Origin of the sequence: Vibrio sp. 05-20-BW147, assembly GCF_013369385.1 — a bacterium.
In the GTDB taxonomy this organism is placed as follows: Bacteria; Pseudomonadota; Gammaproteobacteria; order Enterobacterales; family Vibrionaceae; genus Vibrio; species Vibrio floridensis.
Genome location: NZ_SZTO01000018.1, coordinates 75,002 through 91,360, shown reverse-complemented (window position 1 = coordinate 91,360; position 16,359 = coordinate 75,002). Strand labels below are relative to the sequence as shown.

General features: G+C 50.4%; 12 protein-coding genes. 8 read left to right on the top strand and 4 right to left on the bottom strand.

What is annotated here, in order from left to right; translation table 11 throughout:
• The first annotated feature begins 147 nt into the window (after window positions 1-147).
• Window positions 148-630 (top strand): transcription elongation factor GreB, encoded by a 483-nt coding sequence (gene greB, locus FC652_RS16055; protein WP_013572566.1) that lies wholly within the window; start codon window positions 148-150, stop codon window positions 628-630.
• An 86-nt stretch (window positions 631-716) separates the two neighbouring features.
• Here the strand turns inward: greB and FC652_RS16050 are convergent, their stop codons facing one another.
• On the bottom strand, window positions 717-1,466 hold the full coding sequence (locus FC652_RS16050; RefSeq protein ID WP_176299431.1) for a helix-turn-helix transcriptional regulator: 750 nt from the start codon (window positions 1,464-1,466) through the stop codon (window positions 717-719).
• 314 nt (window positions 1,467-1,780) lie between these two features.
• Between FC652_RS16050 and FC652_RS16045 the strand changes: the two genes are divergently transcribed.
• The 7 genes from FC652_RS16045 (at window position 1,781) to envZ (ending at window position 11,665) form a co-directional block, all read left to right on the top strand.
• Entirely contained in the window at window positions 1,781-2,857 is a 1,077-nt protein-coding gene (locus FC652_RS16045) for a substrate-binding domain-containing protein (RefSeq protein ID WP_080535534.1), read from the top strand.
• A gap of 65 nt (window positions 2,858-2,922) precedes the next feature.
• Window positions 2,923-4,404: a sugar ABC transporter ATP-binding protein gene (locus FC652_RS16040; protein ID WP_176299387.1), complete on the top strand. Its 1,482-nt coding sequence runs from the start codon at window positions 2,923-2,925 to the stop codon at window positions 4,402-4,404.
• Between the two features lie 14 nt (window positions 4,405-4,418).
• Window positions 4,419-5,396 (top strand): ABC transporter permease, encoded by a 978-nt coding sequence (locus FC652_RS16035; protein WP_080537857.1) that lies wholly within the window; start codon window positions 4,419-4,421, stop codon window positions 5,394-5,396.
• Between the two features lie 27 nt (window positions 5,397-5,423).
• On the top strand, window positions 5,424-7,031 hold the full coding sequence (locus FC652_RS16030; RefSeq protein WP_176299386.1) for a glycoside hydrolase family 3 N-terminal domain-containing protein: 1,608 nt from the start codon (window positions 5,424-5,426) through the stop codon (window positions 7,029-7,031).
• Window positions 7,032-7,164: 133 nt separating this feature from the next.
• Window positions 7,165-9,351 carry a carbohydrate-binding protein gene (locus tag FC652_RS16025; RefSeq protein ID WP_176299385.1) on the top strand — a complete coding sequence of 729 codons (2,187 nt, stop codon included), beginning with the start codon at window positions 7,165-7,167 and terminating at the stop codon, window positions 9,349-9,351.
• A gap of 203 nt (window positions 9,352-9,554) precedes the next feature.
• A complete protein-coding gene (gene ompR / locus FC652_RS16020; protein WP_176299384.1) occupies window positions 9,555-10,274 on the top strand; it encodes a two-component system response regulator OmpR in 720 nt (239 codons plus the stop codon).
• Window positions 10,275-10,366: 92 nt separating this feature from the next.
• Entirely contained in the window at window positions 10,367-11,665 is a 1,299-nt protein-coding gene (envZ, locus tag FC652_RS16015) for a two-component system sensor histidine kinase EnvZ (RefSeq protein WP_176299383.1), read from the top strand.
• 82 nt (window positions 11,666-11,747) lie between these two features.
• Here envZ and FC652_RS16010 read toward each other — a convergent pair whose 3' ends face one another.
• From FC652_RS16010 to trmH, 3 genes are all read right to left on the bottom strand, one after another.
• The gene (locus FC652_RS16010) at window positions 11,748-13,151 is read right to left on the bottom strand and encodes a uracil-xanthine permease family protein (protein WP_176299382.1); all 1,404 of its coding nucleotides are present in this window, start codon (window positions 13,149-13,151) and stop codon (window positions 11,748-11,750) included.
• A gap of 255 nt (window positions 13,152-13,406) precedes the next feature.
• The gene (gene recG, locus FC652_RS16005; RefSeq protein WP_045596127.1) at window positions 13,407-15,488 is read right to left on the bottom strand and encodes an ATP-dependent DNA helicase RecG; all 2,082 of its coding nucleotides are present in this window, start codon (window positions 15,486-15,488) and stop codon (window positions 13,407-13,409) included.
• Window positions 15,489-15,615: 127 nt separating this feature from the next.
• A complete protein-coding gene (gene trmH, locus FC652_RS16000; protein WP_176299381.1) occupies window positions 15,616-16,302 on the bottom strand; it encodes a tRNA (guanosine(18)-2'-O)-methyltransferase TrmH in 687 nt (228 codons plus the stop codon).
• Window positions 16,303-16,359: the final 57 nt, after the last annotated feature.

Genomic DNA, 16,359 nt, shown 5'->3' with positions numbered 1-16,359 from the left:
CCTGCGTTCATGTTGGTGATCAATAACACGTTTTACCGCCGCTTTTGAGAGTATTGCGTCAAATCTTCGCAGGTGACTGGCAAAGCGCGGCAAAACTCGTTACTTTTCGCTCCATCTGATTCCGTTCGAGCCATTAAGGGAAAGTTCGTGAAAACCAAAATGATTACCCGTGAAGGGTACAACAAGCTCAAGCAAGAGCTCGATTATCTGTGGAAAGAGCACCGCCCTGAGATCACGCAAAAAGTGTCGTGGGCCGCGAGTCTCGGCGATCGTTCAGAAAACGCCGACTACACCTACAACAAGCGTTTGCTGCGTCAAATCGATCGCCGTGTGCGCTTTTTGAGTAAGTTTTTACCGGAAGTCAAAATCGTTGATTACGCACCGCAGCAAGAGGGCAAAGTCTTTTTTGGTGCGTGGGTGGAAATTGAAAATGAAGCGGGCGAAGTGATGAAATTTCGCATCGTCGGTCCAGAAGAGATTTACGGTGACGCCAAAGGCTACATTTCGATTGATTCGCCGATGGCGCGCGCGCTGCTGAAAAAAGAAGTCGATGACGAAGTGCAAGTGCCAACCCCAAGCGGTATCAAAGAGTGGTTCATCAACTCGATTGAATACGACAAAGGGGCGTGATGTTTCACTCTCTAGCACCACTCAAAAAGCGGGTGTTGGGCAGCAGATCCTCCCCAAATGGGAGGATCGCTCATAAAGGAGCGTGGTCAGCGTTTCTCTAAACTTAATAAGTAATTGCGCAGATTGACGCCGCGATTGGTGATGCCCAATTTGTTGCGCAGGCTGTTGCGGTGGTTTTCCACCGTTTTCCGCGCCACATTGAGTGTGCTGGCAATCTCCTGGCTCGACATGCCACTGCGAATGAACTCCGCCACCTGTAGCTCCGATGGTGTCAGCACTTCGAGCAAACGGCTGTTGAGCGCACCGTCTTCTTGCAGCAGGTTCTCCATATTGGTTTTGACGATTTCTAAGCACAGTTTCAAGCTGGGATCTTGCAGTTGCGATAAGCGATGTTCAACTTCTGGCAAGTGTTTGCTGCGGATCTCTTGCTGCAGTTCATCAGGGAGCTGTGTTGTTCCGGATTGACTCAATAGGCTCAAGGACTCCGTCAGCTCATGAATGATTTGATAGTCTTGTTCAATGGCGCTGAGTTTCGGTTCCATCGCCACTTTTTCTTTTGATTCAATTTGCAGGCAGTAGAGTGGCTGACTCTTGTTGGTATCCTGCAGCTGGCACATAGAAAAGTGTAAGTTAGCGATATCAAAACTGAGTTGGGCGGTTTGCCCTTTCAACAAGGCGCGGATTTGACCTATGAACTGCGGCCCAACAAGAAAAACCAAATCGTCTAAGGTCTGCAGTGACAATGTGGCGACAGGATAATTGCTGGCCACGACCTTTTCCTCGTGATCAAAGGCCACAAAATAAATGTCATGCAGGGCGAGCAATTGTTGATACATATTGCTGGTCATTGGACTATTCATTGTGTCTGAGGAAGGCATAAACCGTGACATATCTCTGCTGATTGAACTGGAACTGACAATATACCTATCTTTTACCTATTAGGCATCTCAAATTTAACCCACGCCATTCTACGCTTTTGTTCTCTCAGTGCGATGATTCCGCGCAATATGTATCGTTTTGTTTAATTATTAGCCATCTTTGCGATTGTTATCACAATGTAAAAAGTGATTGATGAGATCTCGATCTCATATGAATGCCTATAAAATACCTAAATTAATACCTACCTAATACCCACATGGTTGGATGAGAAATGGAAAAACAAGCAATAATCAGTTTATGTCGTGCGGTAAGTATGAGTGCTGTGCTTGCCGTGAGCAGTTTGGCATTCGCGGTCACGGAAACCAAAGGTCCTAATGGCGAAAGTGCCACGCCTTATTCACAAGTGACGTTGTCTGAGGTGGAGAAAAATCAAGTGCGCGCCGCCGGTTACACCGCCGCCATTTTGATGCACAGCACATCAGATTGGTCGAATGCGTTAATTGAAGGGGCAAAGGACAAATTCGCCGATTTGAATATCAAGGTGGTTGCGGTCACGGATGCCGAGTTCAATGCCAATAAGCAGAAGACCGACGTTGAAACCACCATGGCGATGAAGCCTGACATTCTTATTTCATTGGTCGTTGATCCGGTCTCAGGTGCGGCTGCGTTTCGTCCTGCGGTTGAGCAGGGCAGTAAGCTTGTGCTGATCAGTAACCTACCAAGTGGTTTTGAGCATGGTAAAGACTACGCCGGTATTGTGACGGATGATTTATCTCAGATGGGTAAAATTGCGGCTGATCTCATCGCCGATGCCGTGGATGAGAAAGGCAAAGTCGGCTTTATCTATCACGAAGCGAATTACTACGTCACCAATCAGCGTGACCAAGCCGCATTGGCCAATTTGCAACAGCGTTACCCTAACATCGAAGTGGTCGCAAAACGCGGCATTGCCAATGCGAATGATGGTGAAGTGATCGCCTCGGCGATGATTACCCAATATCCTGACATTAAAGCGATTTACGCACCATGGGACAGCATTGCGGAAGGGGTGGTTGCCGCCACTCGTGCTGCAGGGCGTAAAGACATTAAAGTGATTACCATGGATTTGGGCGCGGCCAATGCGCTAGACATGGCCAAACAACGCAACGTGGCGGGCATTGTCACGGATTTGCCATATGACTTGGGCCAGACCCTCGCACGCATGGGTGCATTGGCGAAACTGGATCAGCCAACTCCTCCTTTTGTTACCGTTGGTGCCAGCGCGGTGACCCGCGATAACTTGTTGGAAGCATGGCAGCAAGCGCTGCGTCGCCCAGCGCCTGAAGCGGTGCAAAAAGCCCTGAAATAAAGAGATAGTCACTGGCCTGTCAGCATGCTGGCAGGCTGAACCTGATTCAGATAGGGAGACAGCGTGTGAGTAATGCAATTGAAGCCCGTGGTTTAAAAAAAGGGTTTGATGGTACTCCAGTGTTGAAAGGAGTCGATTTCACCTTAAAGCAAGGGGAGGTCCATGCGTTAGTGGGGCAAAACGGCGCCGGGAAATCCACGTTGGTGAAACTGATCAATGGTTTCCACACTCGTGATGGTGGTGAAATTCGCTTGTTTGGCAAAGCGGTCACCTTCTCGTCACCAAAGGCGGCGCAAGCCGCTGGAATTGCCATGGTTTATCAGGATCTCAGCCTCGTTCCGACATTAAGTATCGCTGACAATATTTTTCTTAACCATCCGACCGCAAGGCGCAGCTTGATTTCCAATCGGGCCCGTGAGCGTCAAGCGAAGCCGCTATTAGAGCTGCTGGGCGTGGAGATTGACCCTAGCCAGCTTGTTGAAACATTGAGCTTGGGTGAGCAGCAGCTGGTGGAAATCGCCAAGGCACTGGCGCTCGATGCCAAAATACTGGTGCTTGATGAACCGACGGCGTCGCTCTCGAACAATGAAATCAACGAACTGTTTCGTGTGATCGAAAAGCTCAAAACGAGTGGCATCAGCATCATCTATATCACCCACTATTTGGCGGACATCCTACGAATTTGCGATGCGGTAACAGTCCTACGCGATGGCTACAGTGTACTGGAAACCCCAACGTCACAAACCTCAGTGGATGCACTGGTGGAAGCGATGTTGGGCAATAAAAGTGATACCCAAATGGATTGGCTTCGCCCTGTGGTTGACACGCAGAAAGTGCCGTTGCTTGAACTCAGAGAGGTGACAACCGATCAACTGGATGCGATTTCGCTCAAAGTGATGCCAGGGCAAGTGGTGGGCTTGGCCGGTTTGCTGGGCAGTGGTCGCACCGAAATTTTGCAAGCCATTTATGGTTTAACGCCACTAACCAAAGGGGAAGTCTTGGTTGAGGGCAAACCGGTACACATCCGTTCACCACGGGATGCGATTGAAAATGGCATCAATATGGTGCCCGAAGAGCGCCGTTCACAAGGGCTAGTGTTGGATTTTTCAGTCTTTGACAATCTCCTGATGGCTTCATTCGATCGCATTTCTCACTCTTTGGTTATTGATAAGAATGAAGGGCAAGACATTGTCGATGCAGCGATTCGTCGTCTTGGCGTCAAAACCGCTGGGGCGTCCCAAGCGGTCCGTTACCTCTCTGGCGGGAATCAGCAAAAAGTGGTGATTGGTAAGTGTCTCTCGACCCAAGCCAAAGTGCTGCTGCTCGATGATCCGACCTTTGGCATCGATATCAATGCCAAATATGAAATCATGAAAATCGTTAATCAGTATGTGGAACAAGGCAACGGGGTAATTTTTGTCTCCAGTGAATATGCCGAAGTGGGCAGCTTTTGCGATGTGATCTACGTGGTCAACAAAGGTCGAATCGTCAAACAGATCCAGGGACAACGAATGTCAGAAGAGGAGTTGCTGGCCGCGGTCCAGTAATAAGGAAATGAATTATGAATGAAAAAACCATCCCAGCGCCAAAAGAACGTTCCATCCAGTGGCGTGACTACATTATCTATTTTGTGTTTGTCGGCATCTTCATCTTCTTTTCCGTGATGTTGCACGATAAGGGCTTCTTGACCTCGATGAACTTGATGAATATCGCGCGTCAAACCGCCACCATCGCCATTATGGCGGTGGGCATGACCTTTGTGCTCAGTGCGGCAGAGATCGATCTTTCCTTTGGTGCGACGGTGGCCTTATCGGCGATCGTCTCAGCGTTAACGCTGCAAGAGACGGACAGCATTTTGATGGCGGTTTCGGCGGCGTTGCTGGTCGGTACCATGATCGGCTTTATCAATGGCATTTTTGTTACTCAGGTCGGCATACCGTCATTTCTTGTTACCTTGGGGACAACGGGCATCATTACCGGGGTGGCGCGTTGGTCAACGTCTTTGCAATCCATTCCCATTGATAACGATACCTACGCCTTTATTTTTGGCTCTGGTGATATTGGCCCATTCTCGGTGCTGTTCATCTGGACCTTGGTCGTCACTGTGATTGGTGCCTTTGTGCTGCGTAACACTACGTTTGGTAAACATGTGTTGGCGACGGGGGGCAACAAAGTGTCAGCCATGTACTCAGGGATCAACGTCAATAGAATCAAACTTTATGTATTGATGCTCAATGGCTTTCTTGCCGCTTTGGCGGGCATTCTCTACTCCGGACGCTTGTACAGCGCACGATATACCTTAGGTGAGAGCGATTTGATGCTGGTGATTGCCGCGGTGATCATCGGTGGAACCAGTTTGTTTGGTGGCAAAGGCACCGTGATTGGCTCCGTGATTGGCGCATTAATCATGGGAATGGTGAATAACGGATTGATTCTGATGGGCCTCAACGTTGACCAGCAGCTCATCCTGCGTGGGATTATCGTGATTGTCGCGGTGACGTTCACCATGGGGCAAATTAAACAGTTGCGCAAAAAATAGCCGATAAAAATTTAAGGAGAACAAACAATGGTAAACCAACAACAGATCACTGAGCAGATCGCCAAGTGGAGCCTGAAAGAGAAAGTCGGACAACTGTTTATTTTGGCCTTTCCGGGTAAATCGGCCCAGGCGGCGCAACACATGATCGCGGAGTACAATCTCGGTGGTTGCTACCTGAGCCAAGATAACGCAGAAACCTTTGCTGAGGCGCAAGCGCTCAATAAAGGGTTGCAGAGCATCTTAGAGGCACATCAGCGTTTGCCTTTGCTGCTTGGCGTCGATCAAGAAGGGGCTTGGGGTGTGTTGGTGGGTGAGTCGACCACCGGGCCGGGCAACTTAGCATTGGGTGTGGCGGATCAAACGATGGGCACAGAGCAGATGTACCAAGTGTTTGCGCAAGAGATGCGCAGCGCCGGTTTTAACTGCATCCTTGGCCCTTGTTGTGATGTGAACCTCAACCCCGCTTCACCGATCATCGATACCCGTTCGTTTGGCGATCAACCAGAGAAAGTCTCTCGCCACTCTGCGGCCGCAGTGCGAGGCTTACACAGTGGTGGCATCACTGCGTGTGCCAAACATTTCCCAGGCCACGGTGATACCCATGGTGATACGCATCGCGATATTCCACGCGTTGATAAATCGTACGCTGATCTAAAGCTGAACGACTTAGCGCCATTCCAAGCGGCCGTGGATGCAGGCGTTGACTTGGTGATGACCAGCCATATTCTCTACCCACAGCTGGACGCTCATGCCCCAGCCACTCTTTCTGCGACGATATTGCAGCAAGTGTTACGTCAAGACATGGGATTTGAAGGGGTGATTATTTCCGACAGCATGAACATGGGGGCCATCGTCAATCACTACGCGCCTGTGGATGCCGCAGTCAAGGCCATGCAAGCGGGGATCACCATGATTATGCTCTCGGAAGAACATTATGATCACTCCGATGCTTATTTGGACAAACAACTGGCGATGATTCATGGCGTGATCGATGCCGTTGAGCAGGGGGATTTAGCGGAATCCGTGATCGATCAAGCGCTAGAGAAAGTGGTGCGCCTAAAACTGGAGAAACTGGTACCGATGGCGTTGTACCAAGATCTTTCCCTTGCTGCGAACCAACAAGTGGCAGCGGACGTTTCTCGGGGCGCGGTGACTTGGGTTCGAGGTGGTCTGACACTCCGTGATCAGAAACTCTATGTACTTAACGCGACACCAGCGGCAAGTTACCACAACTTAATGAATCCTCGTGGTATCGGCCCTAACCAAGCCTTGCCCGCCTTCAGCGCCCTGTGTCAGGCGTTAACGGAGCAAAACGCCAATTGGCAATTGATCAAAGAAGAACAGTTGGATGCATGTCGCGATGGTTACTTGATTGTGGTGACCGAAAATCACCCATTGCCCGGGGAGGACTTTGAGCAAGTTGAAGCGCAAGCCAAGGTGCAGCAGCTCAGTCAGGATTTCCCTAACCTGATCGTCCTTGCGCTACGAAGCCCCTACGATTTATTGCAGTATCCGCATGTTAAGCATTATTTGTGCGCGCATTCCCCAAGACCCGAAAGTGCCGCCGCTGCGGCTCGTGTCTTGAGTGGCGAGGCAGCTCCAGCACAAGGCTGCGCCGTGATTCGCGTCGCCTAAACAGAAATTTATTCACCGGTAATCTGAATACACCACTGCTCATCATCGAGCAGTGGTTGGACTCCTAGTGGTTTGTGGTTGGGAGAGATGGACAAGGCAAGGAGCCTTAAACAATGACTCAACGAGGAAAAACATGTTCACAACGAAAAAAGCACTGCTAACAGCCTCTGTCGCAGTGGCGTTGGCCACACCCGCCCACTCAAGTGGTATCCAAGGTTTCTTAGATGCATTGCGCAACTTTGAATCGGGTATCAATCCCGCTCTGGCGGATTTTTACCTACAAAACCTTGATAATCCCGTGTACACCTATGCGCAGGTAACCAGTCCAGGACGATTGGTTCGTGATTGCTCTACCGGTTCAATGCTCTCGGAACCAACCACAATCAGTCAGTTTTTTACTAAGCTTGGCGTGGACACCCTCTACAATCCATTGACCCCAACGGACGCTGAAATGTTCCGTCAAATGCAATACAACTCAATGAACGCGTGGGGATTCATTGGCTATCAACTGGGTGAGGCTGTCTTGATTGATGCGGGTTACTACAGCCCGAAAACGGTCTCGATTGCGGGTAAAGATTACGACAGTTTCTACATGTTTGTGCCGGATTCGACGTGGGCTGGTTGTAAAACCGAGGCTCTGGCGGAAATTGAGGGCTCTGGTGGTAACAAGGTTTACGTGACTGACAACAACCGCTGGGAAGGGACGTTCGTTGGCAAAAATGGCGTGAACTCACTGGCGGATTTACGTTTACCAGAAAAGCAAGAGTTGGTGATGCGCGACGCCATGCACTTTAACGTTAAGGTGATCAGTAAACTTCTTGCTGATGCCAACGTGACTTGGGAGCAAGCGTTAGCGAAAAGCTGGCCCGGTACTGACGCCAATGGCAACCCGATCCAAATCCAAGCCACGATGTCCGGCATCCTTGCTGCCGCGCATTTGCGTGGGGCTTGGGGAACCGCAACACTGTTGACCAAAGATCAAATTACCTGTGATGAACTGGGCACTTGTATCACCACATACATCCACAAATTCGGCGGCTTTAACACCATTTTTGATACCCCAGCGAACGATGTGATTGAAGGTTCGCAATACAATGAAGTGCTGTCTGCGGGCTTGGGCAACGATATCGTGATTACCGGTGGGGGTGTTGACCAAGTGCTACTTAATGAGCAACTGGGCAGCAACACGACCATTTCTGATTTTACTGTCGGTGAAGACAAAATCATTCTACGAGGGTGGCAGGCAACGGATCCTCTCGCTGGCTTGGTTGTCGCCTCGGTCGCGGGGGGCACTGAACTGCAGTTCTCAGGACAAACGGTGTTGCTTTCAGGCGTGAGTGCTGCTGAGGTACAAGCGAATCCAGCAGCGGTGATTACGAAATCGGATATCTACAGACTGGCATGGAACTCAGGCAAGAAAGTGGTCACTGGTTTTGACCCGCTGGTCGACAAGATTGAAGGATCGGCTGGTATTGGCTTTAAACACTTGAAAGCGTACGAAACCGCAACTTCAGTGGTGATCGGACCGCAAGCGGAAGATGGTGGTATCTACGCATCTTATGAGTTGGTCGGTTTAACGTTAGCGGACATCAATCCAGAGATGTTTGTTAACGTGACTGGTGGATACGATCGCCTTGGTTATATTGTTCCACTCAACAGCGTAAGCTGGGGATGGAATGTGCAGATGGTGGTGAATAACTTCTATCCAGCGAAAACGGTGATCACAACAGCAAGTAACGAAGCGATCCCGTTCAATGCAGTTAAACTGACTCAAGCGGGAAGTGACACAGTATTAACCCTGTTAGATCCGTTTGCGCAGGGCAACAAGAAAAGCCTCGTGCTCAAGAATACTCAGTTGTCAGCATTGACGGCGAGTAATTTTGCAGGCTTCACTGGAAGCTTCAATGAAGTCACTACGGATATTCCGGTGTTCTACCAAATTACTGCTTCCGTCAGTGGGGTGGGTGGCGTCATTTCGCCAACACCAGATGCCGCTGGCGTGATCTCGGCACAAGGTGGCGCTGACTTTACGGTGAACTTCATTGCTGACACGGGCTATAAAGTGAGCACTATCGTGGTCAACGGTGTGACGCAACCTGTGGCGAGCAGCTTTACATTCCCATCTTTAGCCGCAAACCAAACGCTGGTGGTGAGTTTTGAACCGGGTAGTGCTTGTCCTGCCAACTGGGTTGCAGGACAAGTGTATGTTGGCGGCGATCAAGCGGTTTATCAAGGAAACATCTACCAAGCGAAATGGTGGACCAATAATGATAGACCCGATCAGGGTGGTCCTTGGCAGTTCGTTGCGCCATGTAACTAACGCTATTTTAGTTGAGACATCAAACCCGCCTTGTGCGGGTTTGTTTTATCTCAACGATTAGTGATGTGTAACGTTGCAACCTTGTGGTGCATAAGCTAAAAAGTAATAAAGATTAACAATTCTTTGCGCCACATTAGAATGATTGGTGTTACATTTTACCGAACCAAATTTGGTGGAAGCTTAGGAAATAGGTGGACGAACCCATGCAAGAGAATTTTAAAGTTTTAGTAGTCGATGATGATGCTCGCTTGCGTGCGTTATTAGAACGCTATTTGTCAGAGCAAGGTTTCCAAGTGCGCAGTGTCGCCAATGGAGAACAGATGGATCGCCTACTGACCCGCGAAAACTTCCACTTAATGGTACTGGATTTAATGCTGCCGGGCGAAGACGGTTTGTCGATCTGCCGCCGTTTGCGTAATGCCAATAACATGTTGCCTATCCTGATGCTAACAGCAAAAGGGGATGAGGTTGACCGCATCGTGGGTTTAGAAGTGGGTGCGGACGATTACCTGCCAAAACCATTCAACCCGCGCGAGCTGTTAGCACGTATTAAAGCGGTGCTGCGCCGTCAAACCATCGAGCTGCCAGGCGCACCAAGCGCAGAAGAGAAAGTGGTTGAGTTTGGTGAGTTTCGTCTGAACTTGGGCACTCGTGAGATGTTCCGTGGTGATGAGCCGATGCCCCTCACTTCGGGTGAATTCGCGGTGCTAAAATCATTGGTGACCAATGCGCGTGAACCGATGTCGCGTGACAAGTTGATGAACATGGCACGCGGGCGTGAATACTCCGCGATGGAACGTTCCATTGATGTGCAGATCTCTCGTCTGCGTCGCATGTTGGAAGAGGACCCAAGCAAGCCTCGCTACATTCAAACCGTATGGGGCTTAGGTTATGTCTTTGTTCCCGACGGTAAGCAAGCTTAACTTAATCTGACGATTTCTCCCCAATCCCTGGCTTTGACCAGGGATTGTTGTTTATTCTACTTTCGTACTCTACCTAGCTGCCGAGGTCCTTGATGCGTTTTCGTAGTTCTTTTACCCAATCCATTTTCATTTTCATTACGTTACTGCTCGCCAGTCAGGTGTTCTCGTATTACGCCGTCTTTAATTACGCATTGATGCCCAGTTTGCAACAGTTCAATAAGATCCTTGCCCATGAGTTAAACCTAGTGCTGGATGAAGACAGCGATTTGAAGGCAGATGGTCCTTTACGTCGACAGATGTTGGAGCAGCTAGGAGTGACGGTACATAGCATGGACAGTGATCAAACGCGAGAGTTTGACCATGCGATGACCATCGATTTGATGAGTGAAGAGATGACTCACGAGCTTGGTTCGCCAACCGAAGTGCGTCTGCTGTTGGGCAGCGAAAGCTACATTTTGTGGATGAAAATTGACGCGCTTCCAGGCTCACTGATCCGCATTCCGCTCTCTGAACTGCAAGAAGAAGATTTCGCTCCACTGTTTCGCAACAGTTTGATTGTGGCGCTGTTGATCATCGCTGGTGGTTGGCTGTTTATCCGTTTACAAAACCGGCCACTCATCGCGCTGGAGAAGGCGGCCAAGGAAGTCGGTCGAGGGGAAATCCCGCCACCGCTGCCAGAAAAAGGGGCCACAGAGATCCGTGCGGTGACGCGCGCGTTCAATCAAATGTCTCGCGGCATTCAAGAGTTGGAAGCTGACCGTGCGTTGTTGATGGCGGGTATTAGCCATGATTTAAGAACGCCGTTAACACGAATTCGCCTTGCGACTGAAATGATGTCACCAGAAGACAGCTATTTAGCGGAAGGGATCATCAGTGATACTGAAGAGTGTAATGAGATCATCAGCCAGTTTATGGACTACCTCAAACCGGTGAATACGCAAAGTTTCACCGAGGTCGACATCAATGGTATTTCTGGGGATGTGGCGAGCTCTGAAGGGGGTTACGAAGTGCAGATTGAGACCGCCTTCCAGCCTTCGATTCGCGCCGCTTTTGGCAGCCCGATTGCGATTAAGCGTGCCGTGAGCAACTTAGTGGTCAATGCACTGCGTTACGGTAATGGATGGGTGAAAATCAGCACGGGGATGACCGCAGACAGCAAGTTGGTGTGGGTGTGTGTGGAAGATAACGGCCCAGGGATTGAAAAATCACAAGTGGCGAAGTTGTTTGAACCTTTCACCCGTGGCGATACGGCTCGTGGTAGCGAAGGAACCGGCTTAGGGCTGGCCATTGTCAAACGTATTGTCAGCCAGCATCACGGCTCGGTGGTGGTGAACAACCGCAGCGAAGGTGGGCTCAAAGTACAGTTGAGCTTTCCGACCAGCGAACGTTAGTCGTAACCCTATTTAGGACGGGTCAGAGTCAATTGGGTTAAAAAGGGTTGCCACAGTCGGCAACCCTTTTTCTTTGTGCAGATTAACGCTTTGTAATCGCGGGCTCGTGCGCCTTTTCCTCTTCTTCGTCCTGAAGCTTTTCAGGCAGAAGAAGGTTAAGCACAATCGCGGTAATGCCGCCAGCCGCAACGCCGGAAGAGAAAATGCTCTTAATGAACTCAGGCATAAACTGCAAAATCTCCGGTTTTTGCGCAATACCTAAACCCATCGAGAACGACAGGGCCATGATGAGAATGGCACGGCGATCGAGGTCAACACGAGAAATGATGCGCACACCTGCAGCGGCGATGGTGCCGAACATCACGATGGTTGCACCGCCTAAAACTGGTTCCGGAATCAACTGAACAAAACCAGCCACGCCAGGGAACAGCCCAAGCAGTACCAACATGCCTGCGATGAAGTAACCGACGTAGCGGCTTGCTACACCCGTTAGCAAGATCACACCGTTGTTTTGGCTGAAAGTGGAGTTCGGAAAACTATTGAATACCGCCGCTAATGCCGAGTTCAGACCGTCGGCCAATACGCCGCCTTTAATGCGTTTCATGTACACCGGGCCTTTGACTGGTTCGCCAGACACTTCCGAGGTGGCGGTAATATCACCAATGGCTTCCAGCGCGGTGATGAGGAAAATCAGAACCAGTGGAATAAACAGCGACCAGTCGAAACTCAGACCAAACTGCATCGGGATTGGCAAGGCAATCAGTGCACTGCTGCTGGCTTGGCGAGTGTCTACCATGCCCATGAAGTAGGCCATGACATAGCCCACCAACATGGCAATCACAATCGACGCCACGCGTACGTAAGGGTTTTTGGCGCGATTGAGTAACACAATCAGGCCCAGTACGGTGCCCGCCAGCGCCAACTTATCGAGGCTGCCAAAAGTGCCATCGCCCAGGGCCGCGTAGCCGCCGCCCATCGATACCAAGCCGACTTGAATCAGGGTTAAACCAATTAAAGTTACGACGATACCAGAAACCAATGGCGTAATGATGCGACGCGCGTATTCCAGCACGCGCGAAAGGAGAATCTCTGCAAACGAGGCAACCAAAATGGTGCCAAAAATCGCCGCCATCATGCTCTCAACGCTGGCACCGCCTGCCTTCAGCGCTAAACCAGCTCCGATAATCGGACCTAAGAAGTTAAAACTGGTGCCTTGTACAGACAGCAGCCCAGAACCAATCGGACCAAAAGTGCGGATTTGAATAAAGGAAGAAATGCCCGAAGCAAACAGCGACATGCTGATGATGGTGTTGGTTTGTTCGGCAGACACGCCAAGCGCTTGGCAAATAATCAAGGATGGGGTGATCACAGCGACAAACATCGCCAGCAAGTGCTGCAGTGCAGCAAACAAAGTTTGAGGCAAAGGTGGACGATCGTTGAGTTGATAGATCAGATCCGTTTTACGCGTCGGGTTCGGCGTTGTCATGGTATGTTCCTAATTGTTGTACGCAGACTTAGCGCTCGCTGAATGGGAGGCCAAGGTGAACGGATGTCATCATCTGTGATTGCTGTTACTCAGAAATCCGCTCTGGTTGGGAAGGTGAGAAAAGTCATCCTCACAATTTGTGCGGCATTATAGGGCGATTATTCTAAAAAGCAATCGTTTGCTATTTTCTGTTGACGAAACAGGATGATGGATTCGACAGGGAGCGAAGAGAAGATGGTCAATGAAAGGCGTGGATCACGCCTTAGAATAAATATCACGCTCGCCCAACCAGCGTTCAATAATCGCGGCGGCATTTTGTGGGTAATTGTGGTGAATGTAGCGTGCGGCGCGCTGAACTTCGGGGATAAGGCGCTGATCGCGGACGAGATCGGCAATTTTGAAATCCGCCAGGCCAGTTTGTTTGGTGCCGAGCAGCTCACCTGGCCCGCGGATCTCAAGATCGCGCTGAGCAATGACAAAACCATCGTTACTTTCGCGCAGCACCGAGAGGCGCTTTTGCGCTGTTTTGGACAGCGGAGCGTGATAGAGCAATACGCAGTGGCTTGCTACCGAGCCTCGACCGACGCGACCGCGCAACTGGTGCAATTGTGCTAGACCCAAGCGCTCTGGGTTTTCGATGATCATCAAGCTGGCGTTGGGCACATCGACCCCGACTTCGATCACTGTGGTGGCCACCAAAAGATGCAATTCATTGTTTTTGAACGCTTGCATCACCGCTTGTTTTTCAGCTGGTTTCATTCGGCCATGCACCAAACCAATGCGAACATCAGGCAATTTACGTTGCAGCTCTTCGGCAGTGTCTGCTGCCGCTTGGGCTTCCAATACTTCCGATTCATCAATCAGGGTACAGACCCAATACGCCTGCTTACCCTCATTGAGGCAGGCATGACGAATACGCTCGACAATGTCCTCGCGTTTGGTGTCGGGAATCGCGACGGTTTGGATCGGGGTTCGTCCCGGCGGTAACTCGTCGATCACCGATGTTTCCAAATCGGCATAGGCGGTCATGGCCAATGTGCGAGGGATCGGAGTAGCAGTCATGATCAGTTGATGTGGGTAAGCGCCTTGTTTGGCGCCTTTTTCGCGCAGTTCCAAGCGTTGATGTACGCCAAAGCGGTGCTGTTCATCAATGATCACAAGAGCAAGATGGTCAAACACCACGTGTTCTTGGAACAGCGCATGTGTCCCGACCACCATTTTGGCTTCGCCACTGGCAATGCGGGCTAATTCGGCTTCTTTGGCTTTGCCTTTGAGCTTGCCTGCGAGCCAGCCAACGGGAATGCCCATTTTTTCAAACCAATTGGCGAAGTTGATCGCGTGCTGCTCGGCCAACAGTTCGGTGGGCGCCATCAGCGCCACTTGGTAGCCATGTTCGATAGCGCGTACCGCGGCCAAGGCTGCCACTAAGGTTTTGCCCGAGCCAACATCCCCTTGCACCAAACGCATCATCGGATGCGCTTTTTGCAAATCTTCTTCAATCTCTTGCACCACTCGCGCTTGGGCATTGGTCGGTGAAAAAGGCAGTTGGGCTAACAGCTGCTGTTTAAGCTGGTGGACGGGGGGAAGTGGCAGCGCGACATCTTGCTGACCTTTGCTGCGCACGGCGAGCATGGATAAGTTCTGAGCCAGCAACTCTTCCATAATTAAGCGAACTTGGGCAGGGTGCTTCCCTTCGTCGAACAGTTCCAGATTAATCTCCGGCGAAGGACGATGGATAATGTGCAGCGCTTGCCCCATGGTCAGTTGTTGGTCATACAACCCGGCAGGAAGTAACTCTTGAACCGCGGCTTTATCGAGCAGGGCGAGGGCTTGGTCTGTGAGGTTACGCAGCGTGATTTGCCTTAAGCCATCGGTGGTAGGATAAACAGGCGTTAAGCTCTGTTCCACATCGGGCTTTTGCGTTGGGGCGAAAAACTTGTAGTCTGGGTGAACGATCTCCAGCCCCATATTACCGCGCTTAATTTCGCCGTAAGCGTGTACTAACTTACCTTCAGCAAAATTGTTTTTCATTGCCGCGGTAAAGTTGAAAAAACGCAACGTGATGGTGCCATTCCCGTCACTGAGCTTCACCGTCAACATCTTGCGTTTACCAAACAAGGTATCCACTTGCATCACATGGCCCTGCACAGCGGCCCACAATCCGGCATGCAATTTGGCAATCGGGTAGATGCGGGTGCGGTCTTCGTAACGAAGTGGCAAGTGAAAAAGCAGGTCTTGCACGCTGCTTAGGCCAATTTTCTCCAGTTTTTCAGCCACCTTAGCACCGACCCCACTGAGGGACGTGAGGGGGATAGCAGATAACAGTTGGGCAGACATATTGGCCTCAAGACAATGATAAACATAGCGTTATGTTAACCATTAGGCTGTGTTTTTGTACAGGAAAAAATAGGCTCTAGAAAACTAGAAAACTAGAAAACTAGATAACTAGAAAACTAGATAACGACTATTTCTTTTGCATGTCTGCCCACCACGCAGGATCCGCAACAATTTGTCCGGCATCATCTAGGGGTGGGTAAGCGAGTCCTTTGCGTTTGGCGACTTTAGCCAACACCGGGTGGCCACGCTCAAACAAAATGCGGTTGATGGTTTCGGCATCAATCGAGCTTTCGTCGTTTTGGTACATACCCGCGGCTTCACGTTGGCGCTGCGCTTCATACAGAATCACCGCGCAAGCCACCGAAACGTTAAGGGATTGCACCATGCCCACCATAGGAATAATGATGTCTTGATCCGCCAGCGCCTTGGCTTGCTCAGAAACGCCAATCTTTTCGCTGCCCAAAATGATGGCGGTCGGTTGGGTGTAATCGATTTGGCGAAAATCGACGGCGCTATCAGAGAGGTTGGTCACCAACACTTGCATGCCTTGTGCTTTTAAAGCGCTCACGGCGTCTGCGATGGAATCATGCGTATCCACTTCCACCCAGTTTCTTGCACCGGCAGAGGTGTTTTTCAATGTCTTCATCTGTTCGGTGGGCCACACAGCATGCACTTTGTGCAATCCCGTGGCATCGGCAGTGCGGATCATCGCTGACACATTATTGGGTTTATGCACTTCTTCAAGGCACAGGGTGAGATCGGTTTGACGCGCTTTTAAAACTTGTTGGATTCTCTGATAACGTTCTTCATTCATAACATTTTGAATTTGGCTTTCTGATAAAAATAAAAAGCCCTTGAAACCTTGATTTCA